Raw genomic sequence first — 23,758 nt, forward strand, 5'->3', positions numbered from 1 at the left:
TTAACATCAAAGTGAGTAACAAAAAAGGACTTTTGTCATGTTTTACTATTGGCTTTTATGGCCATATAGCTTTGCCAACCGCTTTTCAGCGGGTTTATTTTGTGGTGTAAATCTGTTATTTTCTTCACCTCCCACTTCATGATGTTTATGAAACCATTTCCATATAAAACCACCTGCAAACCATTCCTCGTTCCAAAATTGATTGTGAATTGCCTGTAAGCCATTTACTTGTGCCTCTAAATTTACGCTACCTTGTATTCTATTAGATTCCCAAGGTTTTCTACCAGCATAATCTACACTTCTATACCCATATTCTGTAAATAATACTGGTTTCTGAAACTTAGACTGAATCCTTTTAATATCATCTTTATGGGGTTTCCAACCATTTTCAAAATCTGTGATTGTAGGTGTTTTTTTATCACTTAAAGGAAAATAGGCATCTATACCTATAAAATCTAATTGATTCCAAAATGATACTCTTTTAAATTCATCCCAATTGGCTGCATAGGTTAGTTTACCTGAATATATTTTTCTGATTTCTTTAATTAAAGTCTGCCAATATTTTGGTCTTTGAAGTACAAATTTTTCTAATTCTGTACCAATACAAAAGATTTCTGCGTTAATTTCTTGAGCTGCTTTTGCATATGTAGTAATAAATAATGTATATGAATCTTCTAGAACTTTCCAATTTTCTTCAGAATTCATTGCTATACCACCCGTAAATTCACCTTTCCATACCCAAATTTGTGGTTTTACCATGATTTTAATTTGGTGTTTTCTAAACTCATTGGTATACTGTACTAAACCTGCTTTTGTTTCACCAAACCACTGTCTTTTTGTATTATGTATAATTTGAGGAGATGCCAAATTTTTAATAAAACCAAAAGGCATCAATGCAACAGTATTGCTTTGTGCCTTTAATACAGGAGCTGTATGTGTTTCATCTATTTTTATGCCTGATGCCACAAAACTAACACCATTGTATTTTTCTGTTTGACTGCTACATGAAAATTGTATCAGTAAAAGACCGAGAACTAAGAGATTTTTTGTTTTCATAAATCTCTTAAAAATAGTTCTTTTTCTTAAAACAACGCTCTTAAACCAATGTTAAAACTTTGCCCCAATCCTGTATTATTTCCTCTAACAAATTTATTGTACAAAACCTCTAGGTTTAAGGCATCTGTTAATTGGTATTTGCCTCCAACACCCAGTGCTGTAAAATCTTGAGTAAAATCTCCAAATCTATTGGTGTGCTGCACAAAACCTAACACTGTAGATTTATCTGATGGAAAATAACTTAAAAATAAACCCGGATTTACAATAAAAGTATTGGTTGCAAAACTACCCTTAGAAGTTGTTTTTCTGCCCAAACTATCAAAAGTAGCAACTTCTTTATCACCAAAAAAGTACTGCGTATTAATTTCAGAGAACAACTGCCAATTACCACTTGCAAAGGTATAATCATAAAAAAGCCTATTTTGTAAATTCCAGGCAGCTTCATCTAAAAAAATACCATCAATAGTTTCTCTTTTTACTAATGGGATGTTTAATGAAGATTGTATAGAAAACTTACCAATACGTTCTATTGGCTGCCATTTTATAGAAGGTGCAATGGATGTGATGCCCTTTCTAGAAAAATTATCCGTTCCTAAATTAAAGACAGCAAAAGCATCTTTATCGCCAATTGTATTTGATCGAACCTCTACAATAACACCTAAATTAAATCTTCTACTATCAGAAATACCTGTAAAAATTTCTAAGGTTGATGTTAAATAGTTTTCTCTCGGTTTATCTGCTTCAACTCCGTCAAAAGTAGCTTTAGTTTCTGTATATAAATTATTAAAAAATTTAATATCCCATTGTTCTTTTTTTAATAAAACAGATGGAGTATAGGTTTGTATGTTACTTCTTTGTACTGAAATTGATTCTGTATCTGTATCATCTTTTTCTTGTGCAAAAGCATTAAAATTAATTATTAAGGTTGATACTAATAAAATTTTAAAATAGCTATTATTCATTTTAGTTGATTTTACTTATGCTGAAATCATTTCAGCATCTAATTACACCATCAGTCTTTGTTTTTTTAATTTTCTTACAATTTTAAAGTTTGATTGTTATTTATTTCTATTCTAAATTACTAAAACCATTTAAGTTCTTAACTTTCGCTTCGACATAAAGTCAAGAATCAATGCACAACTTATGAAACACATTGTAATTATAGGAAATGGAATTTCGGGAGTTACAGCTGCAAGGCACATCAGAAAAAATGCTGATTATAAAATTACGCTAGTTTCTGCAGAAACCAAATATTTCTTTTCCAGAACTGCACTCATGTACATTTACATGGGGCATATGAAATTTGAACATACACAACCTTATGAAAATTGGTTTTGGGATAAAAACCGAATCGATTTAAAAGAAGGTTTTGTAAACAAAATAGACACTGATAATAAAGCTTTACTTTTTTCTGATGAATCTTCTCTTTCTTATGATAAGCTAATCATTGCAACAGGCTCTAAACCCAATAAATTTGGCTGGCCAGGTCAAGATTTAGATGGTGTAATGGGCATGTATCACAAACAAGATTTAGAAAAACTAGAACAATATGCACCTAATAACGAGGTTTGCAAAAGAGCTGTAATTGTTGGTGGTGGATTAATAGGAATTGAATTAGCAGAAATGTTAAGAAGTAGAAAAATTCCAGTTACTTTTTTAGTTCGTGAAGACAGTTTTTGGAACGGAGTTTTACCTGCCCAAGAATCTGAAATGATTAACAAACATATAAAAGCACATCATATAGATTTGCGTTTGAGTACCAATTTAAAAGAAATTAAAAGTGATGCAAATGGCAAAGTAAAATCGGTGATAATTGAAGAAACAGGCGAAGAAATTTTGTGTAATGTTGTTGGTTTAACTGCTGGGGTTACTCCAAATATCGAATTTATAAAAAACTCTGGTATTGAAACTAAAAAAGGAGTTTTAGTAAACCGATTTTTAGAAACTAATATTCCTGATATTTATGCCATTGGCGATTGTGCTGAGCAACACGAAGCAATTGGGCAACGCAGAAACATTGAAGCGGTTTGGTATACAGGTAGAATGATGGGCGAAACTGTTGCACAAACTATTTGTGACAACAAAAGAGCTTACAAACCAGGACATTGGTTTAATTCTGCCAAGTTTTTAGATATTGAATATCAAACCTATGGTTGGGTTTTTAGTGAAAGAAACAAACAAGAAAATGAAACTTATTTTCAATGGCAACATCCTACAAAAAATATCTGTATTACCATTTCTTTTGATAAAAACACTCACAAATTTTTAGGGATAAATACATTTGGGATTCGAATGCGTCACGAAATTTTTGATCGATGGTTATCCCAAGAACAATCCATAGAACACGTTTTAGAATATTTAGCTGATGCCAATTTTGATCCTGAATTTTACAAATTGTATGAAGCTGAAATTGTAGCGAAATTCAATCAAGAAAAAGGAGCAAATATTAAAGTAAAGAAAAAAAGTTGGAAACGAATTTTCGCTAAAGCATAAAAGATGAAAGCAATAAAATACACAGGTTTAGGAATCTTTTTAATAGGATTATCAATTTTTACAGCATCCATTTTTACCGGAAATTTTTCGTTTACTCAAAAAGAATTAGATTCTTTTATCAAAGAAAAAGGATACAAGAGTGATATCATAAAAGAAGAATTACAAAAAGCAATTGTAACTAATGAATCTTTAAACATTTTTGAATTTTCTAAACGTGTTAGAAACGCTGTTGAAAAAAATAACCAATACTACAATGATTTAATTGCAAAATATAACGCAGCAAAAAATTGGGAGAAAAAAGGCGAACAATATCAATATAGAATCAATGGAAAACCGCACACCATAAGTTATGAAATCGCTAAAAAAGCAGGTGCTGGATTTGTAAAAGAAAATGCTGGTTTCATGTGGTTTTTAACCTTTGGATTAGGAATTATTGGAGCTCTTTTATTTATCATTCCAAATTTGGTTTTACAAGGAAAACCTGGAATCAAAAACGATGGAATTTACTTAGAATCTGCAACAAACAGAGGTTGGATTGCTTGGTTGGTTTTAATTTATTTAGTCACTTTTTATTTGGTATTGTATTTTATGACAGATTATGCTGTAAACTGGACCTTTATTTTAGATCCTATAAGTAAAGTATTAAATGGTGGTGAAGCCTCACAATGGTTTGTGTATGGGTTTTTATACTGTACTATAATGCTAACCATGGGGGTGAGAATGTTTATAAAATACAGACATAATAAATACCAAATTGTAAGAACAATTTCAGTATTATTCTTTCAAATTGTATTTGCTTTTTTAATTCCTGAAATAATGACTAGTTTAGGAAAACCTGGTTATGATTTTAAAAATGCTTTTCCTTTAGATTATGATTTCTTTTGGGAATGGAATATCAAAGCTTTAATTGAGAGTGGTGGTTTAGGACTATTTATTTTAGTTTGGGGTATTGTATTAACTTTAATCATTGTGCCTGTAATGGTGTATTTCTTTGGTAAAAGATGGTATTGCTCTTGGGTTTGTGGCTGTGGTGGTTTAGCAGAAACATTAGGAGATCCGTACAGACAACATTCTAACAAAAGTTTAAATGCTTGGAAATTAGAAAGATGGTTGATTCATAGTGTGTTGGTTTTTTCTTTGGTGATGACCCTAGTAACTTTATACTGTTATTTTTCTGGAACATCATCTTTTTTAGGAATAAAATCGCAATGGATAAAAGACACCTACAGCTTCTTAATTGGGGCTTGGTTTGCAGGTGTAATTGGTACAGGTTTCTACCCAATTTTTGGTAATCGAGTTTGGTGCAGATTTGGTTGTCCATTAGCTGCTTATCTGGGTTTTGTACAACGATTTAAATCGAGATTTAGAATTACCACAAATGGTGGACAATGTATTTCTTGCGGAAACTGTTCTACATATTGTGAACAAGGTATTGATGTAAGAGCGTATGCCCAAAAAGGAGAAAATATAATACGTTCTAGTTGTGTAGGTTGTGGTATATGTTCCGCAGTTTGTCCAAGAGGTGTTTTAAAACTAGAAAACGGTCCTGTAGAAGGTAGAATAAATCCTACTGAAATATTGTTAGGTAATGATGTTGATTTAATGAGTTTGGTAAATAAAAAATAATTTTTTTAGATTTAAAAGTACTGATATACAAAAAACTTATACCATAAAATAAGCCACAGATACCATCTGTGGCTTAAGAAATCAAACTAATCAAACACTCAAATAATGTTTTTATAAATTCGGTAATAACACTCTATCAATAACATGCACTACTCCATTTGTTGTTTGCACATCTGGTATTCCCATATTTGCAGCTTCTCCTCCATTTCCTACTCCTGTAACTGTAAGCGTTCCGTTTGTAAAAGCTCCTAAAGTTAAATCATCACCTCCTAAAGGAGTTACAGTACCTGCATTTAATTCTGATGTAAATTTACCTCCATCTGCAATTACATGATTTAAAAGTACTGTTCGTACTGTTTCTACTGGTAATTGACGAATATCTGAAGGTTGTGTAAATGTTAAACCAAGTGCTGCTCCTAAATCTACAAAAGCCTGATCTGTAGGTGCAAAAACGGTAAAAGACGGACTTCCATTAGAAGCTGAAAGCGCATCTACTAAATCTGTATAAATTACAGCTTCTACTAAATAAGACAATTCTGGAAAAGTAAAAACGCTTGAACTTTGTAATGCTATTGCAGATTGTACAATATCTACACCAGTAGCAATCATTACTTTATCAATTACATGTACTGTTCCATTACTTGCCATAACATCTGTAGCTAAGATTTTAGACCCGTTAATGTAAGTATCATCTCCACGTGTAATAAAACGTCTATCTACTGCTAGTGCTGAAGTTGAATTTGCTCCATCATTTATAGAACTTCCTGATAAATTTCCGTTAGAAACATGGTATAATAATGTATTTGTTAAAAATGGTTTTTGAAGAACACCTAAAGTTTGCTCATTTAAACCAAGTCTTGCAAAAGCATCATTTGTAGGTGCAAAAACAGTATAAGCACCATTAGCATCATTAGGGTTTGAGTTACTTAAAACTCCTGCAACTCCACCAGTAATAGCAGCTGCTTCTAGCGTACTAAAATCTGCATTTGAAACTGCAATATTTGCAATTGAAGGCAATTCATCTTCATAACTAGAAGTTGTTTCACAAGAGTATAAAAAGCTAATTGTTAGTATAGAAATTAGCATGTATTTTAAAATATATAAATTTTTCATAATTGTTAAGTTTTATTTGGTTATTAATTAAAATGAGTACACAACACCACCATAAGCTCCAGTAGCTTTACCAAGATTTCTACCAGAAATATAAGCGTTTGTTCCTGCTGTAATACCGAATTTTTCTGTAATTGGCATAAAAACATTTACCCCAATTCTAGTATAATTAACACGAGTTGCAGGGAAAAATCCTGTAAATCCTTCTCCTAAAATATCTACACCACTATCATCTGATAATTGATTGGCAATAAAAGCATCTACATAAAATTTAGAAGCAGCATAACCTAGTTTAAATTCGCTTAATAATGCATTTGGCACATCATTGTTTCTAATACTATAGCCTAACTGACCTGTAGCAAAAAGTCCGGTTTTGATTTTAAAAGTAGCAATACCAAACCCATTAAAAGAAGTGGCTTCATTACCAATAGCTATAATTGATTGTAAGCCTTCGTCTGCACTATAATTTCCTAAAGGAGTTTCTAAACCTGCTGCCCCAATAAAATCTAAGGTGCTTTTTTCAAAATTAATGGTATGGAATCTATATTTCGCATAAATTTTTAAATCTTGAATTCCTTTTCTTTCATTTTCGAAGCCATTATTTGTTAAAACTGCTTCAGTGGCATTACCTTTTGCTTTAATATGTGGCACATTTAATACTAAGTTAAAATTATCTGAAATCCCAATTTCTCCAAAAAATGACAAACTACTAATAGTTACATCATTAAAAGCAGGTACTCCATTAATTTCATTAGGTACTAAAAAAACTTTATTGTAAGATTCTTGAGAGTAAGAAAGTACCAAAGCTCCTTCACCAGATTTTTTCATAAAACCATTTACTGGACTTTGAGCCACACATAGACCCGTTAATAGCAAGCATAAACTTGCAAGTGTTTTCATTTTGTTTGTCATAATTTTAGTTTTTTATGGTTACTGTTACTCTATCTACGTAAAAAACCAAAGGGTGGTTTTAATTTTTTCAAAAAAAAAACCAAAAAACATTTTTCTTCGTATATGATTATAGCAGAGATGAAAGTTTGTTTTGATGTAAACGACCAACTAAAAGTTATCTATGTTTTATAGCCTATCAAAGGCTTAAAACAAATTTTAACCAATTAAAAGAGTTGTTGTTTCAAGCACTTCATTTAAGTATTAACCTTAAAAAATAAAAATATGTTTCTTAGATGTATGATCGTTTTATGCTTAACGATAACAACCCCAAAAAAAGAATATGTAAAAAATTATAACGAAAAAGGGATTCTAATTTCAGAAGGATGGATTCTAAATAACCAAAAAGTAAACTTTTGGACTTTCTACTATCCTAATGGTTCTGTGAAAAAAAAAGGCCATTATACTAATGATAAGAAAACAGATTATTGGTACTTTTACACTGTAGATAATAAATTACTTAAAGAAGGTAGTTATAAAAATAATAAGGCTAGCAATTGGTGGATTTTTTATTCAAAAAAGAAAAAAAGAAAAATTCAGTTTAAAAATGGTAAAAGAGATGGTTATTCTTTAGTGTATATTAATAATCGTCTTCAAAAAGCTGAACGCTATGTGTCTAATAAAAAAACGGGAGAATGGACTTCTTATTTTAGTTTTAAAAGAGATAATCCAAATGTAAAATTTTAAAGAGGTTGAATATTAAAGTCATTATCCCAGCTTATAATGAGCAAGACTCTATTGGTAATGTAATTCAAGACATACCCAATATTGTTAACGAAATTATTGTAATTAGTAATAATTCTACAGACAACACAGAAATCAACGCCAAAAATGCGGGTGCAACTGTGTTATCAGAAATTAGAAAAGGCTATGGTTATGCATGTTTAAAAGGCATGGATTACATACGTAAGCAAAAACAAAAACCTGATATTGTTGTTTTTTTAGATGGTGATTACTCAGATTATCCTGAGCAATTGATAGAAATTATTGATCCAATAATTCATAAAAATATTGATTTTGTAGTTGGGGCAAGAGTGCAACAATTAAGAGAAGTTGGTGCTATGACACCTCAACAAGTTTTTGGTAATTGGTTGGCTACTTTTTTAATGAAACTTTTTTTTAGAGCAAAATTTACAGATTTAGGGCCTTTTAGAGCTATAAAATATGATAAACTTTTGGCTTTAAAAATGCAGGATAAAACGTATGGTTGGACCGTAGAAATGCAACTAAAAGTTTTAAAACAAAAAATGAGCTATCTAGAAATTCCTGTAAAATATAGAAACAGAATAGGTGTTTCTAAAGTTTCAGGAACTCTAAAAGGTACTATATTTGCAGGAGTAAAGATTCTTAGTTGGATTTTTAAATACAGTTTTAAATAAATGGTTTTAGAATACATCATCATTATTGTATACACAATCTGTTTGCTACTTATTTTTATGTATGCATTAGCACAATTGAACCTTTTATTTAACTATTTACGTTTTAGAAACAAAGAAGATCATTCTCTAAAATTCGATTTTAACAACCCTGATGAAATTCCGTTTGTAACCATACAACTGCCTGTATATAATGAGTTGTATGTCATGAAACGACTTCTTAAAAATATTGCAAAATTAGAGTATCCTTTAAATAAATTAGAAATTCAAGTTTTAGATGATTCTACTGATGAATCTGTAGCAATTACTGCAAAACACATTAAAAAAATTCAAGAAAAAGGAATTGATATTCAACACATTCGCAGAACCAATAGAAAAGGTTTCAAAGCTGGTGCATTAAAAGAAGGCCTAAAGATGGCAAAAGGAGAATTTATTGCCATTTTTGATGCAGATTTTCTTCCAAAAAAAGATTGGTTGCACCAAACTATACCTTATTTTAAAGAGGATAATATTGGTGTGGTGCAAACCAGATGGAGTCATATCAACAGAAATTATTCTACCTTAACCCGTATTCAAGCCTTTATGTTAGATGCGCATTTTACCCTAGAACAAGTGGGTAGAAACAGCAAAGGGCATTTTATAAATTTTAATGGTACTGCTGGGGTTTGGCGAAAAAAATGTATTTATGATGCTGGCAACTGGCAAGGAGATACGCTTACAGAAGATATTGATTTAAGTTATAGAGCACAGTTAAAAAACTGGAAATTTAAGTATTTAGAACATGTAGAAACTCCTGCAGAATTACCTGTAATAATTAGCGCAGCAAGATCGCAACAGTTTCGATGGAATAAAGGTGGGGCTGAAAATTTTCAGAAAATGGTTCGCAAAATTATTACCAGTAAAACAGTTTCTTTTAAAACTAAGATTCACTGTTTATTGCATTTGCTAAACAGCTCTATGTTTACATGTATCTTTTTGGTTGCAGTTTTAAGCATACCTATGCTATATATTAAAAACGAATATGCACACTTAAAAAACTACTTTTATGTAATGAGTTTCTTTGTTTTAAGCTCAATTATCTTTTTTGTATGTTATTGGCATATGTACAAGAATATCTATGGAGGTGGTTTTGTTAAATTCTTTAAGTACATAGGTGCTTTTTTTACGTTTTTCTCTGTAGCAATGGGTTTTTCTTTACACAATACCATAGCTGTTTTAGAAGGTCATTTTGGTAAAAAAAGCGAATTTGTTCGTACGCCAAAATTTAATATTAAAACTATTAAAGACGGTTGGAAAAACAACAAATACATTAAAAAGAAACCCTCTGTTCATGTAATTTTAGAAGGCTTATTGGCTGGTTATTTTGTTTTTGGAATGTATAGTGCTTCAATTGTAGGCAATCAAGGAGGAGATTATGGGTTATTTCCTTTTCATTTAATGCTGTTTATCGGTTTTTCTTATGTTTTTTTCAAGTCTATTTTCTCTAAAGCATAGCAATGTCTTTATTAAAACAAAAACAACATGTTTTACTAATTATTAGTAGTATAATTCTCTACTTTTTATTTGCTTATTTCTTAGAAAGAACCTCATTTTATCTGCTTTGTTTTTTGTGGTTTTCACTTTTTGGTTGTTTTTATTTTTTAATAAAAAACAATCAAATTTCATTTACAAACTTAGTTGGTGTTTCCATTATTTTTAGGTTGATATTTTTATTTGCAACTCCTAATTTATCCCAAGATTTTTACAGATTTATTTGGGATGGAAGAATGATTTTAGAAGGTTTAAACCCTTACTTATCACTACCAGAAACTTTTATACAACAAAACAACTACCCTATTGCGCAAGCTAAGGAGCTGTATGTAGGAATGGGCGAATTGAATGGTAGCCATTATACCAATTACCCACCTTTAAATCAGCTTTGTTTTTTAATTGCTGCAGTTTTTTATAGTAAAAGTATTTTTGGTTCTGTGATAGTCTTAAGGTTGATTATTATTTTGGCAGATATTGGTATTTTATATTTTGGAAAACAACTTTTGGAAAAATTAAATTTACCCGTCAAAAATATTTTTTGGTACATTTTAAATCCTTTTATCATTATAGAAATGACAGGTAATTTACACTTTGAACCTGTAATGTTATTCTTCTTTATTCTGGGGATGTACAAACTATATCAACAAAAATGGATTTTAGCCGCAATTTTTATAGCTTGTTCTGTTTCTGTAAAGCTTATTCCTTTATTGTTTTTACCTTTATTTTTTCAATGGTTTGTAAAACAAAAAAAAGCCATTGCAAGTAAAACAAAGCAATCTACAGTTGGTAAAGCTACTATTACATCACCAAATTCTTATCGTCCTAAGTTAAATTTTCACGGTAAAGGAATCTTTCAATTAATTACATTTTATATCATTATACTAGTCACAACTCTTTCTTTATTTCTACCTTTTTATTCATCAACCTTAATCGATAACTATTCAAATTCTGTAGGGTTGTGGTTTAAAAGCTTTGAATTTAATGCTAGCTTTTATTACCTCTTTAGAGAAATAGGCTACTTATTTAGAGGCTATAATGAGATTGCTATTATTGGTAAGATCACTCCTATTTTAACCATTTTATTTCTTATTATCTTAACGTTCTTCAAAAAAAGCACTTCAATAATACAGCTCTTTACGGCTATGCTATTTGGCTTATGTTTCTACTATTTTACAGCTACAACTGTTCATCCTTGGTATTTGGCAACACCAATAATCTTATCGATTTTTACAAAATATAAATTTCCTGTTATATGGAGTTTTGTTATTATTTTAAGTTATCAAGCATATTCAAATTTACCCTGGCAAGAAAATTTATGGTTTGTTAGTATTGAATATATGTTTGTTTTTTGCTATTTAATTTATGAGGTTATAAAAAACACAAAAAAGAAAGTTCAGATTTACTAATTTTTTAAATTAGTAATGGCTTTATTTTTATATATTAGTGTTTAATTTTTTTTATGAAAAAACTAACCATTAAAGACATCGCTAAACAATTTAATGTTTCCATTTCCACGGTTTCTAAAGCATTGAATGACAGCTATGAGATAAGCGAAGCCACAAAAGAAAAAATTCAAAAATATGCTAAGGCACATAATTACAAACCTAACTTTAATGCGTTAAGCTTAAAGAATAGAAGCACAAAAACAATTGGTGTAATTATGCCTACCATGTTAAATTATTTCTTTGCGCAAGTATTTAAAGGCATAGAAAAAACAGCATTAAAACAGGGGTATAAAGTAATTACTTGCATCTCTAATCAATCTTTTGATAAAGAAGTAGAAATTATTGAAATGCTTTCTAATGGAAGCATAGATGGTTTTTTATTATCAATGGCAAAGGAAACAGAATTAAATAACAAATTCGACCATTTTAAAGAATCTATTGAAAACGGAACACCTGTGGTTATGTTTGATAGAGTTGCTCAATCGATTGCGTGTGATAAAGTGGTAACTGATAATATCAATTCAGCCGCAAATACAGTGGAGTTTTTATATAAAAAAGGACACAAAAAAATAGCGTTTGTATCTACCATGAGCGATTTATATATTGGTAAACAACGCTTTTTAGGATACAAAAAAGGGTTGGAAAAAGTTGGTCTTGTGTTTAAAGAAGATTTAGTTTTAAATATTATTGAAAAAGATTACAAAAAATATAAAAATGTATTAAAACCTTTTATACAAGCCAACGAAATAGATGCAGTGATTGCCACTGGAGAATCTGTAGCTGTTTCAGCAATGAAAGCCATTAAAAAAAGTGGTAAAAAAATACCAAAAGATGTTTCTGTAATTGCATTTTCTAACGGAATTTTATCAAGACACTCTAGCCCAAAAATGACAACTATAAGTCAGCATGGAGAACAAATAGGCGAAAAAGCTACTCAAATTTTAATTGATAAACTCAAGAATAAAAATAAAGACATCACTACAGAAGTAATTAAAACCGATATTGTAATTAGAGATTCCACAAGATAAAATGATTGATTTTTCTAAAGTAAAACTTATTGTTTCTGATATGGATGGCACTTTGCTAAATTCCAAGCACGAAGTGAGTCCACATTTTTTTACTCTTTTTCAAAAACTTCAAGAAAAAAATGTTCTTTTTTGTGCAGCCAGCGGAAGACAACACAACAGTATTGTTGAAAGGTTAAAGAAAATAAAAGACGATATCTATGTAATTGCTGAAAATGGTGGTGTTGCCAAAAAAGGAGAAAAAGTGCTTTTATCTAACTTTCTAGAATCAGAAAAAGTACTAAAATTAATTCCTGTTTTAAGAAATATTAAAGGCGCAAATATCGTTTTGTGTTGTGATGATGCTGCTTATATAGAGAGTAAAGATGATTATTTTATTGAACTTTTTCAGGAATTTTATGCAAGTTTTCAACAAGTTGATGATTTAGAAAAAATTGCTAAAACAGTACCTGTTTTTAAAATTGCTGTGTATCATTTTGATTCATCTGAGCAATTTATTTATCCAGAAATAAAGCACTTAAACAACGAAATTCTACTTAAAGTTTCAGGAATAAATTGGTTAGATATTTCTGATGAGAAAGCCAATAAAGGCAATGCGTTAAGAGAAGTACAAAAACTTTTAAATGTAACCAAAGCAGAAACTATGGTTTTTGGAGATTATCATAATGATATAGAAATGATGCAAGAAGCTGGTTTAAGTTTTGCCATGCAAAATGCACATAAAGACATCAAAAAAATTGCAAAATATACTACTAAAAGTAATGACGATTTTGGTGTAGAAACTATTTTAGAGCAGTTAATTAATAGCAAAAGCTAAACCCCAAATGCAGAAAGCACTAATTTTCTAGCACCTCCATAATTTCTATGTTCGCATAAATAAATACCTTGCCAGGTTCCTAAATTTAAGCGACCTTTTGCAATCGGAATTTCTACTGTACTGCCTAATAAAGATGCCTTTAAATGCGCTGGCATATCATCAGAACCTTCGTAAGTATGGATATAGTATGGCTCATTTTCTGCAACCATTTTGTTAAAATGACTTTCAAAATCTACTCTTACACTTGGGTCTGCATCTTCATTAATGGTTAAACTTGCTGAGGTATGTTTTATAAATACTTTTAGGAAGCCTTTTTCTATGATTTTGATTTCTGGGAAAGCCCTTATTACCGCTTCTGTAATGGAATGAAAGCCTCTTTTGTAAGGTTGTAATTGTATTTCTTTTTGTTCAAAAATCATAATACGAATTATTATTTATCACTTATTTTGAATTTTGATAAAACGCTGTCAGTCCGAGTGAATTTTACGATTGAAATGAGTAAAATTTGTATCGAGAACAAAAGTTTTAACTTAAAAAATGTTCTCGATACTATTTTTTCGTTCCTCAAAATCACTCGAACTGACATTTTGTAATTACAATATTCTTTATTTTATCAAATTAAACTTCGATATTCACTACCAAACCTTCATTGCTTCTAATATTAAAAACGGTTTCATCTTCAAAAATTAAATATTGTCCTTTTATACCCACTAATTTTCCTTTGTATTTTAGCGTTTTTATCAAGTTTAAACTTTTAGGTTTTTCTGGGTATTTGGTTACTGGAAAATTCAAATTCGTTTCTTCATTATGCTCTATAAAAAACGCTTTAGCTTCCTCAGGTATGTATTGTTTTAATTTTTCTCTCCATTCCACTAAATTTTCATCCTCAATATCATTTTTTAGCATTTTTCGCCAATTGGTTTTATCTGCAACATGCTCTTTTAAGGCAACTTCTGTAATTCCTGCTAAATATCGATTAGGCACTTCTACAATTTCTATAGCTTCATGTGCACCTTGATCTATCCATCTTGTAGGCACTTGTTGTTTTCTAGTTACACCAACTTTTACATTGCTAGAATTTGCCAAATACACAATATGTGGCTGCAATTGTACTTGCTTTTCATAGGCTAAATCACGATCTTCAATATCTAAATGTGCTTTACTTAGCTCAGGACGCATAATCCAATCGCCTGCATTTGGAGTATCAAAAAAGCACGATTGACAAAAACCTTGTCTGTATATTTTCTTTTCTAAATGGCAATTTAAGCACTCAAAAGTTACAAAACTGATAGAAATTTCTTTATCTATTAACTGATTGACATTAATGAAATCAGTTTTCATATCTAAATAATACTGAATTTCGGCTGAATTTTCAGTTTTCATTTTTTTTAAGACACCTTGATATTGCATAACAAATTTTAGTATTTTTAGCTGTTCACAAAATTACGTAAAAAATCGAACTTAATTCATGGCCTTTCCTTTAGTAAATTCTATAATTTCCTGGTTTTTAAAAAAAAGGATTCATCAAATAGAGTTGTTTTTAAAATATCCAAATGATGTACAAAACGAAGTCTTATTAAAATTAATTTCTACTGCTAAACGCACAGAATTTGGTAACCAACATCAATTTTCATCCATAAAAAATTATAGAGATTTTACAAGATTGGTGCCAATTCACAAATATGAAACTATAGAACCTTTAATTGAACGTTGTAGAAAAGGAGAACAAAATTTATTCTGGCCAAGTCATATTAAATGGTTTGCAAAATCTAGTGGCACCACCAATGCTAAAAGTAAATTTATACCTGTTAGTAGCGAAGCTTTAGAGTATTGCCACATGAAGGCTGGTAAAGATATGTTGTGTTTATACATTAACAATAACGAAGAAACACAACTTTTTACAGGCAAAGGATTACGATTGGGAGGTAGTTCTGAAATTTACAAAGACAATAATTCTTATTTTGGTGATTTGTCTGCGATTATAACTGAAAACTTACCTTTTTGGGCAGATTACAGTTCTGCACCAAGTCAAGAAGTTGCCTTAATGGCTGAGTGGGAAACCAAAATGGATGCTATAATTGAAGAAACCATTCATGAAGATATTACAAGTTTGGTAGGCGTGCCTAGTTGGATGTTGGTTTTATTAAATAATGTTTTAGAGCGTACAGGAAAAGATAATATTTTAGAAGTTTGGCCAAATTTAGAAGTGTATTTTCATGGAGGCGTAAATTTTAACCCTTATAGAGAACAATATAAAAAATTAATTCCGAAAGCTGATTTTAAATATTACGAAACCTATAATGCTTCCGAAGGTTTTTTTGCGATACAAGATCAAAATAACTCTAAAGAATTATTGTTGATGTTAGATTATGGAATTTTCTATGAGTTTATACCAATGGCTGATTATGCAGGTGAAAACTCTAAAACTATTCCTATTTCTGATGTACAAAAAGGGATTGATTATGCTTTAATAATTACCACAAATAGCGGTTTATGGCGCTATTTAATTGGTGACACCATCCGTTTTACATCATTAGACCCTTATAGAATTAAAATTACAGGTAGAACCAGACATTATATTAATGTTTTTGGTGAAGAGTTGAATATTGAAAATGTAGAGGATGCTTTAAAGTTAGCTTGCGAAAAAACTAATGCTATTATTTCTGATTATACAGTTGGCCCTATTTTTATGGAAGATAAAAAAAGTGGTGGTCATGAATGGATTATAGAGTTTAACAACCCACCAGAAAATATGAGTTATTTTACAGAAATGTTAGACAATTCGTTAAAAGCCATCAACTCAGATTACGAAGCAAAACGTTACAATTCTATGACATTAGCAATGCCAAAAATACATGTGGCACGAAAAGGGCTTTTTTATGATTGGCTAAAGAAAAAAAATAAGTTAGGTGGTCAACACAAAGTGCCTAGATTGTCTAACAAAAGAGATTTTGTAGAAGAGTTATTGAGTTTATAAAACTAGTCTTTACTACAATTTTCACAATATGTTTTTCTTAAATATTCATTTTCTAATAACTGAAAAGTAACACCATCATTTAAAGAAGAATTGAATAATTTACAGAATCTTTTTTCATTTAAATTGATAGCATTCAACATCATTGTTCTATAATTTTCTGAAGCTACATTAAATGTATTGGTAATGGTTAAATTAAGATAATAAAACAACAAATCTTCATCTACAGTAATGGTTCTTACCTTATGATCTAAAACATCTATTGCATCATCTTTATTCGAATAATAATTTAAAAATTGAGCTAAACTTAGGTAATCATAATTTGATAGTTTAAAATTTTTATAAGTATCAATTATAAACTCTAAAGATGCATCTTTTGCTTCATATTTTCTGGCTCTCATATTTTTTTCGGCTTTTACGATATGAAAATTAACTAACATTCTATCAATTAAACTTTGCTCAACTCCATACTTTTTTAAATCAATGATTTGCTTTTTCAAGGTTTTCTCATTAATATCTTCCCAATTGTTTCTCCAAATAATAAATCTTGTTACCACTAAATTATATTTTACTTTTATATTTTTTGGAGCTAAATTTTCCAGGGTTTTTAATTCATCAAATACAATTTTTGCATAGCGCAAATCCATCTCATATTTAATGATACTATTCTTATTTAAAATTGAAGTAAATTTTAACTGTTTTGGTACAGTCAATTGTTTTAATTTGTCAGGTGAATTTTCTTCTTTTATTTTCTCAAAAAGCGAGTTTTGAACTATTAAAGCTTCATCTACATTTTCTGAATCAATTAGTTTATTAAACGTTGAAATCAACAAAGAGGTACTCATATCTTTGTATTTATCTTTCTTTTCTAAAGCTAAAGTAATTACTGCTTTTCTATGATTTTTTAAGTACATCTCTAGTTCCTTAGAAACTGTACCAATAACTTTTTGCTTGGTTTCCTTTTTAGAAAGTGTTACAAAATTTTTATACTTCGTTTTTGAAATATCATTTAAAAACTCAACCCAGTTTTCAGAAGTGGTAATCTCAGTTTCAATATCAGGTTTTTGAAAAGATTGCATCGATTTAACAATACTATTTGCTCTTTGTTTTTGCAATTCTAAATTCCGTTCTAAACTACCTTCAATTGAAGAGTAGGCTTTTATATTTATTTTTTTTATGTTAAAATCAGTCAACCTCAAAGAGTCATAAAGCGGTTTTATATCTTCTGGTAAATATTCAGATTTGTTTTTTTTAAAAGGAATTATAAATTTTAATTTTTTGTATTTAGTTATAAATTTATCTTCAGTATTTGTAATTTTTTTTGATTTATAAACTAAAGAATCGAGGTAAATACCCATATCTAACAAATCCCAAGGATAAGACTCTAAATTGTAAATACGTTGGTATCTACACAATACTTTATTGTTTAAGAACAAAATATTAAATTCTAACTCGTCATTTATTAAATTTGATGGTACTGTACCAACTAAAGTTCTAAATCGTTTACCTAGTGTTGGTTTAAAACCTCTAACCAATTGTTTGGCATAAACAGGTTTTAAAATAGTTCCTTTTATTTGCGTATCTTCTATAGTTTTATCACATGCATATCTCGATTTTGAAACTACGTCTATTGCTATTCCATCTCCTGATTTTTTAAACAGGTTTATAGCCCATTTTTTATCTGTAACTACAAAGTAAAGTTTGTCGTTTTCTCTTTGGATAGAAAATCCAATTTCTTTGGGGGTTTGCTTAAAATAACTATTAAAATAACTACATCTACTATCTTGTTTTGTATTTTGAGCAAAAACAATATCAAAAGAGTTTTGTGCTTTTGTTTTAAACAAACACATAAGAGTAATTACAAAAAGAGGGAGAATTTTTTTCATAGCTGCTATTTTTGATGTACATATAAATAATCAACTCAAAAATAATAAAAAACTATATTTTATCAATTTAACTTGGCAAAAAACCTTTTTCACTAACTCAAATAACCATTTTACGAAGTGTAGTTTTCTACACAAACTCTAAAGACCTATTTTTGATCTCTAACTATCATCCAAAATTTATTCTTATGAAAAAAAGTACAGTTTTACTATTTGGCCTCCTTTTTACCTTTTCTATCAAAGCTCAAAATTTAAAGGAAAATATTTTAAAATCTGAAGTAAAATCAGCGGTTGTTTTCTTAAAAAACGCTCAAATTCATAGAGAAAAAACAGTTTCTTTGGTAAAAGGAGAAAATACCTTAAAGTTTGTGAATTTATCGCCTTTTGTTGATGGCAAAAGCATTCAGGTTAAAGCTAAAGATATCGAAATTCAAGCCATTAATTTTCAGAAAGACTATTTAAAACCGATAAAAAAGAATACTAAACTCAACAATTTAGAAACAGAATTAAAAGCTATTGAAAACCTTGTTAGTTCTAAAAATGTTGATTTAGAGATTATTAAAGAAGAAATTTTATTTTTAAAATCTAATAAGTCTATTGGCGGAAATCAAACCTTAACAGCTACAACCTTTAAAGAAGCAGCCAACTATTATGGCGATAAAATTAGAAGTTTAAAAACCAAAGAATTTAAACTAAAAAAAGAAATTCTAAAATTAGAGTTATCGATTTCTAATTTAAAGAAACAAATCAACGAGGTGAATCCAAAAATAAACTTTGGCTCTGGTGAAATTGTTATTCGTTTAAAATCTGAGGTTGCCAAGCAAACCAAATTTACCTTAACCTATAATGTGGATAATGTTGGGTGGTATCCTTCTTATGATGTCCGCGTAAAAAACATCAACACTCCCTTGGAGTTAGTTTATAAAGCAAACTTATATCAAAATTCAAAAATAGACTGGACCAATGTAAAGCTTAGTTTCTCTTCTGGTAACCCAACAAAGTCTAACAAAGTAAAAGAAATCATCCCTTATTTTATAGATTATGGCACACTTCCACCAAATTATAATGATAAAATAAACAGCGTAAATGGTAATGTTAGTGGCTCTGGAACGCCTTTACCTGGTGTATCAGTTCAAATAAAAGGTACCACAATAGGAACAAGCACAGATTTTGATGGAAATTTTTCAATAGAAACTCCACAAAATAATAGTAGTTTAGTTTTTAGCTACCTTGGTTACAAAACCAAAGAAGTGCCTGTAACTAGTAATACCATTAATGTTATTCTCGAAGAAGATTATAATGCATTAGATGAAATTGTAGTAGTTGGCTATGGAACCCAAAGAAAAGGGAGCAGTAAAAATAAAAGAAACATTAGTACAGCTTTATCTGGAAAAGCAGCCGGTATTTCTATAAGAGACGCTTCATCATCTATTAAAGAAGAAAAGGTAAGTACAATAGATACTAAACAAGTAGTGAACCAAACTACTGTTAATTTTGAAGTGGTTAAACCTTATTCTATAAAATCTAGCAATACAAATTTTAGCATTCCAATGAGAAGTTTTAATATTTCTACAGATTATCAATATTACTCTTTTCCTAAAGCTGAACAAAGTGCTTTTTTAGTAGCAAAAATTAGTGATTGGGAAAAATTTAATTTATTAGAAGCTGAGGCTAATATTTATTTTGAAGATACATTTACAGGAACTACTTTACTCGATACAAGGTTTGCACAAAAAGAGCTAGAAATTTCTTTAGGTATTGATAAAAACGTAAGCGTAACTAGAACTAAAGAAAAAGATTTTACAACAAAACAATTTATTGGCAACAAAAAAGAAGAATCTAGAATATGGAATTATTCAATTAAAAATAACAAAAGTGAGCCCATAAATATTGTGGTTTTAGATCAGATTCCTATATCAAAATCAGAAGAAATAAAAATTGAATTAGATACTGATGTAACCACTGGAGTTTTAAATCCTAAAACTGGAGAAATTAGATGGAATATAAATTTACCTAAAAAAGTAGTGCAAAATTTTACCCTAAAATATGCCGTAAAATATCCTAAAAGTTATAATTTAAATATAGATTAGACCTTACGTTCTACCACATAATCAATCATTTGGAGTAATGATTTTTTATAAGGAGAATCTGGATACTCTTGTAAAATAGTAATGGCCTTATTTTTATAAGAATTCATTTTTGTGGTGGTATATTCTATGCCACCATTTTTTTTCACAAAATTAATAACTTGTTTTACCCGCTTTTTATCCTTATTGTGTTTTTTTACTGAGTTGATTAACCAAGCTTTTTCTTTTTTAGAACAATTGTTTAACGTATAAATTAACGGCAGCGTCATTTTTTGTTCTTTGATATCAATACCTGTTGGTTTTCCTATTTTTTCATCACTATAATCAAACAAATCATCTTTTATTTGAAAAGCAATTCCAATGTATTCACCAAACTTTCGCATTTGCTGTACTACATCATTTTTTGCACCAACTGATGCAGCACCTATTCCACAACAAGCTGAAATTAAAGTGGCTGTTTTTTGACGGATAATATCAAAATATACCTCTTCTGTAATGTCTAATTTTCTGGCTTTTTCAATTTGTAATAATTCGCCTTCGCTCATTTCACGAACCGCGATTGAAATCAATTTTAACAAATCAAAATCATCATTATCAATTGATAACAATAAGCCTTTAGATAAGAGATAATCGCCTACTAAAACTGCAATTTTATTTTTCCAAAGTGCGTTTATAGAGAAAAAACCACGTCTTCTATTACTATCATCTACAACATCATCATGCACCAAAGTTGCAGTATGAATTAATTCTATAATAGATGCTCCTCTATACGTTCTCTCATCAAAATTACCATCTGACACCATTTTGGCAATTAAAAAAACAAACATTGGGCGCATTTGTTTTCCTTTTCTACGGATAATGTAATAGGTAATTCTGTTTAATAACGGCACTTTAGAAAGCATAGCCTCTCTGAACTTTTTCTCAAAAAGTTCCATCTCTTGTTTGATGGGTAATTTAATAAGTTCTACTGGCTTCATGCAGGCTTTACTTGGTTTGCAAAAATACGAAATAAAAGAGGAAGCTAAATCGAATTAAAATGAAAGAAAACTTAAATATTGGTTAAGATTTATTGGCCAACTGTCCGCAAGCAGCGTCTATATCTTTTCCTCTACTACGTCTTACGTTTATAGTAATATCGTGCATTTCTAAATTAGAAATATAATTGTTAATGGCAGCATTGCTTGCTTGTTGAAATTGCCCATCATCAATTGGGTTATATTCTATTAAATTTACTTTACAAGGCACATACTTACAAAACTCAACAAGGGCTTTTATGTCTTCTTTTCGGTCGTTAATACCCTCCCAAACCACATATTCATACGTAATTGCTCGTTTGGTTTTTGCGTACCAATATTCTAAAGATTCTCTTAAATCTTTTAAAGGAAATGTAGTATTGAAAGGCATAATTGAGGTTCTTACCTCATCAATAGCAGAATGCAAAGACACTGCTAAATTGAATTTTACTTCTTCATCTGCCATTTTTTTAATCATTTTTGGCACGCCAGATGTTGACACTGTAATTCTTTTGGCAGACATTCCTAAACCTTCAGGAGAAGTAATCATTTCTATAGATTTTAGCACATTTTTATAATTCATTAAAGGCTCACCCATACCCATAAAAACGATATTGGTTAATTTATGATTGTGATATAACCTGCTTTGTTTATCAATCACAACCACTTGATCGTAAATTTCATCAGGATTTAAATTTCGCATTCGCTTTAAACGCGCTGTTGCACAAAACAAACAATCTAAACTGCAACCAACTTGACTAGATACGCAAGCTGTGGTTCGTTTTTCTGTAGGTATTAAAACAGATTCTACCACCAAACCATCGTGTAATTTAATCCCATTTTTTATGGTACCATCGTTACTTTTTTGCATGGAATCTACTTTGATATGATTTATAACAAAGTTGTTTTCTAACATTTCTCGAGTTTGTTTAGAAATGTTGGTCATATCCTCAAAAGTGTGTAATGACTTGTTCCAAAGCCATTCATAAACTTGATTTCCACGAAACGCTTTATCACCATTTTCTACAAAAAAATTGCGCAATTGTTCTTTGGTTAGGGCTCTAATGTCTTTCTTTTTAATCAAAATTTTCTATTCAAAGATTACAATGGCAAAAATACACATATATTTTGAGGTGCAGCTTGTTGTTTTTAAGTAAGCCTGCATTAGCGATTGAAATGGCATCCCCTGAACTTGTTTCAGGGATATAATGGAAAGCGCGCCCTGAAAGGGAATGCCCAAAAAAAAAGACTGACAATGTAGCATTGCCAGTCTTGAAATTCTTGACGTTAATTTACTTAGATAATTAGCATAGCATCTCCGTAAGTAGAAAATTTATAACCTTCTTTTACAGCTATTTTATAGGCTTCCATTAAAAAATCGTACCCAGCAAAGGCTGCTGCCTGCATCATTAAAGTAGATTTTGGTTCGTGAAAATTAGTAATCATTGCATTTGCAATACTAAAATCATAAGGTGGAAAAATAAATTTATTGGTCCAACCTTCATAAGCATTAAGTTTTTGATTAGAGGAAACTGAAGATTCTACAGTTCTCATTACAGTAGTCCCTACTGCACAAATTCTTCTTTTTTCTTCTTTTGCTTGGTTAATTTTATCAGCAGTATTAGCAGGAATTACAATTTGCTCTGAGTCCATTTTATGTTTCGATAAATCTTCTACTTCTACTGGACTAAATGTACCTAAGCCCACATGTAAAGTCATTTCAGCAAAATCTACCCCTTTAATTTCTAAACGCTTTAACAAATGTTTAGAAAAATGTAAACCTGCTGTTGGTGCAGCAACTGCGCCTTCGTGTTTTGCATAAATAGTTTGGTAACGTTCTTCGTCTGAAGGTTCTACCTCTCTTTTTATGGCTTTTGGTAATGGTGTTTCTCCTAATTCTAATAATTTTTCTCTAAACGCTTCATAACTACCATCAAACAAAAAACGTAACGTTCTTCCTCTAGAAGTTGTATTATCAATAACTTCTGCTACTAAACTATCATCATCACCAAAAAACAACTTATTACCAATTCTTATTTTTCTAGCAGGATCTACCAAAACATCCCACAATCTGTTTTCAGAATTTAACTCACGCAATAAGAATACTTCGATTCTTGCACCCGTTTTTTCTTTATTTCCATACATTCTTGCAGGGAAAACCTTAGTGTTATTTAGCATTAAGATATCTCCTTCATCGAAATAATTAATAACGTCTTTAAACGTTTTATGTTCAATAGTTTGCTCTTTTTTGTTCAAAACCATTAAACGAGATTCATCTCTATGTTCTGCAGGATATAATGCTAAAAGCTCCTCTGGTAATTCAAAATCAAAATTTGATAATTTCATAAGTATATTTTGCTGTAAAAACCGCAAAT

20 protein-coding genes are annotated in these 23,758 nt (G+C 30.0%); 10 read left to right on the forward strand and 10 right to left on the reverse strand.

The features are described from left to right. Positions 1-45: 45 nt before the first annotated feature. Together ACTG3V_RS08715 and ACTG3V_RS08720 are read right to left on the reverse strand one after the other, a co-directional pair. Positions 46-1,056 (reverse strand): glycoside hydrolase family 113, encoded by a 1,011-nt coding sequence (locus tag ACTG3V_RS08715; RefSeq protein ID WP_439131776.1) that lies wholly within the window; start codon positions 1,054-1,056, stop codon positions 46-48. Between the two features lie 26 nt (positions 1,057-1,082). Further along, the gene (locus tag ACTG3V_RS08720; RefSeq protein ID WP_439131777.1) at positions 1,083-2,018 is read right to left on the reverse strand and encodes a hypothetical protein; all 936 of its coding nucleotides are present in this window, start codon (positions 2,016-2,018) and stop codon (positions 1,083-1,085) included. 181 nt (positions 2,019-2,199) lie between these two features. Between ACTG3V_RS08720 and ACTG3V_RS08725 the strand changes: the two genes are divergently transcribed. Both ACTG3V_RS08725 and ACTG3V_RS08730 read left to right on the forward strand, forming a co-directional pair. Further along, a complete protein-coding gene (locus tag ACTG3V_RS08725) occupies positions 2,200-3,549 on the forward strand; it encodes an NAD(P)/FAD-dependent oxidoreductase (protein ID WP_439131778.1) in 1,350 nt (449 codons plus the stop codon). 3 nt (positions 3,550-3,552) lie between these two features. Then, positions 3,553-5,175: a 4Fe-4S binding protein gene (locus ACTG3V_RS08730; protein ID WP_439131779.1), complete on the forward strand. Its 1,623-nt coding sequence runs from the start codon at positions 3,553-3,555 to the stop codon at positions 5,173-5,175. A gap of 111 nt (positions 5,176-5,286) precedes the next feature. Here ACTG3V_RS08730 and ACTG3V_RS08735 read toward each other — a convergent pair whose 3' ends face one another. Then, complete coding sequence (locus ACTG3V_RS08735; protein WP_439131780.1) at positions 5,287-6,288, reverse strand: fasciclin domain-containing protein; 1,002 nt, start codon at positions 6,286-6,288, stop codon at positions 5,287-5,289. A gap of 27 nt (positions 6,289-6,315) precedes the next feature. Further along, entirely contained in the window at positions 6,316-7,185 is an 870-nt protein-coding gene (locus ACTG3V_RS08740; protein ID WP_439131781.1) for a hypothetical protein, read from the reverse strand. Positions 7,186-7,458: 273 nt separating this feature from the next. Between ACTG3V_RS08740 and ACTG3V_RS08745 the strand changes: the two genes are divergently transcribed. From ACTG3V_RS08745 to ACTG3V_RS08770, 6 genes are read left to right on the forward strand one after another with little or no spacing between them, the layout of a single operon-like run. After that, on the forward strand, positions 7,459-7,920 hold the full coding sequence (locus tag ACTG3V_RS08745) for a toxin-antitoxin system YwqK family antitoxin (RefSeq protein WP_439131782.1): 462 nt from the start codon (positions 7,459-7,461) through the stop codon (positions 7,918-7,920). Between the two features lie 5 nt (positions 7,921-7,925). Beyond that, entirely contained in the window at positions 7,926-8,612 is a 687-nt protein-coding gene (locus ACTG3V_RS08750; protein WP_439131783.1) for a glycosyltransferase family 2 protein, read from the forward strand. Next, positions 8,613-10,103, forward strand: coding sequence for a cellulose synthase family protein (locus ACTG3V_RS08755; protein WP_439131784.1), 1,491 nt, complete (start codon positions 8,613-8,615; stop codon positions 10,101-10,103). It abuts the gene before it with no gap. A 2-nt stretch (positions 10,104-10,105) separates the two neighbouring features. Then, positions 10,106-11,545 carry a mannosyltransferase gene (locus ACTG3V_RS08760; RefSeq protein WP_439131785.1) on the forward strand — a complete coding sequence of 480 codons (1,440 nt, stop codon included), beginning with the start codon at positions 10,106-10,108 and terminating at the stop codon, positions 11,543-11,545. Between the two features lie 53 nt (positions 11,546-11,598). Next, positions 11,599-12,612, forward strand: coding sequence for a LacI family DNA-binding transcriptional regulator (locus ACTG3V_RS08765; RefSeq protein WP_439131786.1), 1,014 nt, complete (start codon positions 11,599-11,601; stop codon positions 12,610-12,612). 1 nt (position 12,613) lies between these two features. After that, positions 12,614-13,426 (forward strand): HAD family hydrolase, encoded by an 813-nt coding sequence (locus ACTG3V_RS08770; RefSeq protein ID WP_439131787.1) that lies wholly within the window; start codon positions 12,614-12,616, stop codon positions 13,424-13,426. Here the strand turns inward: ACTG3V_RS08770 and ACTG3V_RS08775 are convergent. Then, a complete protein-coding gene (locus ACTG3V_RS08775) occupies positions 13,423-13,845 on the reverse strand; it encodes a secondary thiamine-phosphate synthase enzyme YjbQ (protein ID WP_439131788.1) in 423 nt (140 codons plus the stop codon). The genes ACTG3V_RS08770 and ACTG3V_RS08775 overlap by 4 nt on opposite strands. Positions 13,846-14,044: 199 nt before the next feature. Next, the gene (locus tag ACTG3V_RS08780) at positions 14,045-14,836 is read right to left on the reverse strand and encodes a DUF2797 domain-containing protein (protein WP_439131789.1); all 792 of its coding nucleotides are present in this window, start codon (positions 14,834-14,836) and stop codon (positions 14,045-14,047) included. Between the two features lie 58 nt (positions 14,837-14,894). On the opposite strand from ACTG3V_RS08780, the gene ACTG3V_RS08785 reads away from it, so the two are divergent. After that, on the forward strand, positions 14,895-16,403 hold the full coding sequence (locus ACTG3V_RS08785) for a GH3 auxin-responsive promoter family protein (protein ID WP_439131790.1): 1,509 nt from the start codon (positions 14,895-14,897) through the stop codon (positions 16,401-16,403). A gap of 2 nt (positions 16,404-16,405) precedes the next feature. Here ACTG3V_RS08785 and ACTG3V_RS08790 read toward each other — a convergent pair whose 3' ends face one another. Next, positions 16,406-18,286: a hypothetical protein gene (locus ACTG3V_RS08790; RefSeq protein WP_439131791.1), complete on the reverse strand. Its 1,881-nt coding sequence runs from the start codon at positions 18,284-18,286 to the stop codon at positions 16,406-16,408. A 185-nt stretch (positions 18,287-18,471) separates the two neighbouring features. Here ACTG3V_RS08790 and ACTG3V_RS08795 point away from each other — a divergent pair, with 185 nt between their 5' ends. Continuing rightward, a complete protein-coding gene (locus ACTG3V_RS08795; RefSeq protein ID WP_439131792.1) occupies positions 18,472-20,373 on the forward strand; it encodes a mucoidy inhibitor MuiA family protein in 1,902 nt (633 codons plus the stop codon). Here ACTG3V_RS08795 and ACTG3V_RS08800 read toward each other — a convergent pair. From ACTG3V_RS08800 to queA, 3 genes are all read right to left on the reverse strand, one after another. Continuing rightward, positions 20,370-21,347, reverse strand: a complete 978-nt coding sequence (locus ACTG3V_RS08800; RefSeq protein WP_439131793.1) for a polyprenyl synthetase family protein — start codon at positions 21,345-21,347, stop codon at positions 20,370-20,372. The genes ACTG3V_RS08795 and ACTG3V_RS08800 overlap by 4 nt on opposite strands. Before the next feature lie 82 nt (positions 21,348-21,429). Then, on the reverse strand, positions 21,430-22,467 hold the full coding sequence (gene rlmN, locus ACTG3V_RS08805; RefSeq protein ID WP_439131794.1) for a 23S rRNA (adenine(2503)-C(2))-methyltransferase RlmN: 1,038 nt from the start codon (positions 22,465-22,467) through the stop codon (positions 21,430-21,432). Between the two features lie 212 nt (positions 22,468-22,679). Next, entirely contained in the window at positions 22,680-23,729 is a 1,050-nt protein-coding gene (gene queA / locus ACTG3V_RS08810; RefSeq protein ID WP_439131795.1) for a tRNA preQ1(34) S-adenosylmethionine ribosyltransferase-isomerase QueA, read from the reverse strand. Positions 23,730-23,758 lie beyond the last annotated feature (29 nt).

This window comes from Polaribacter sp., assembly GCF_965660385.1.
Taxonomy (GTDB): Bacteria; Bacteroidota; Bacteroidia; order Flavobacteriales; family Flavobacteriaceae; genus Polaribacter.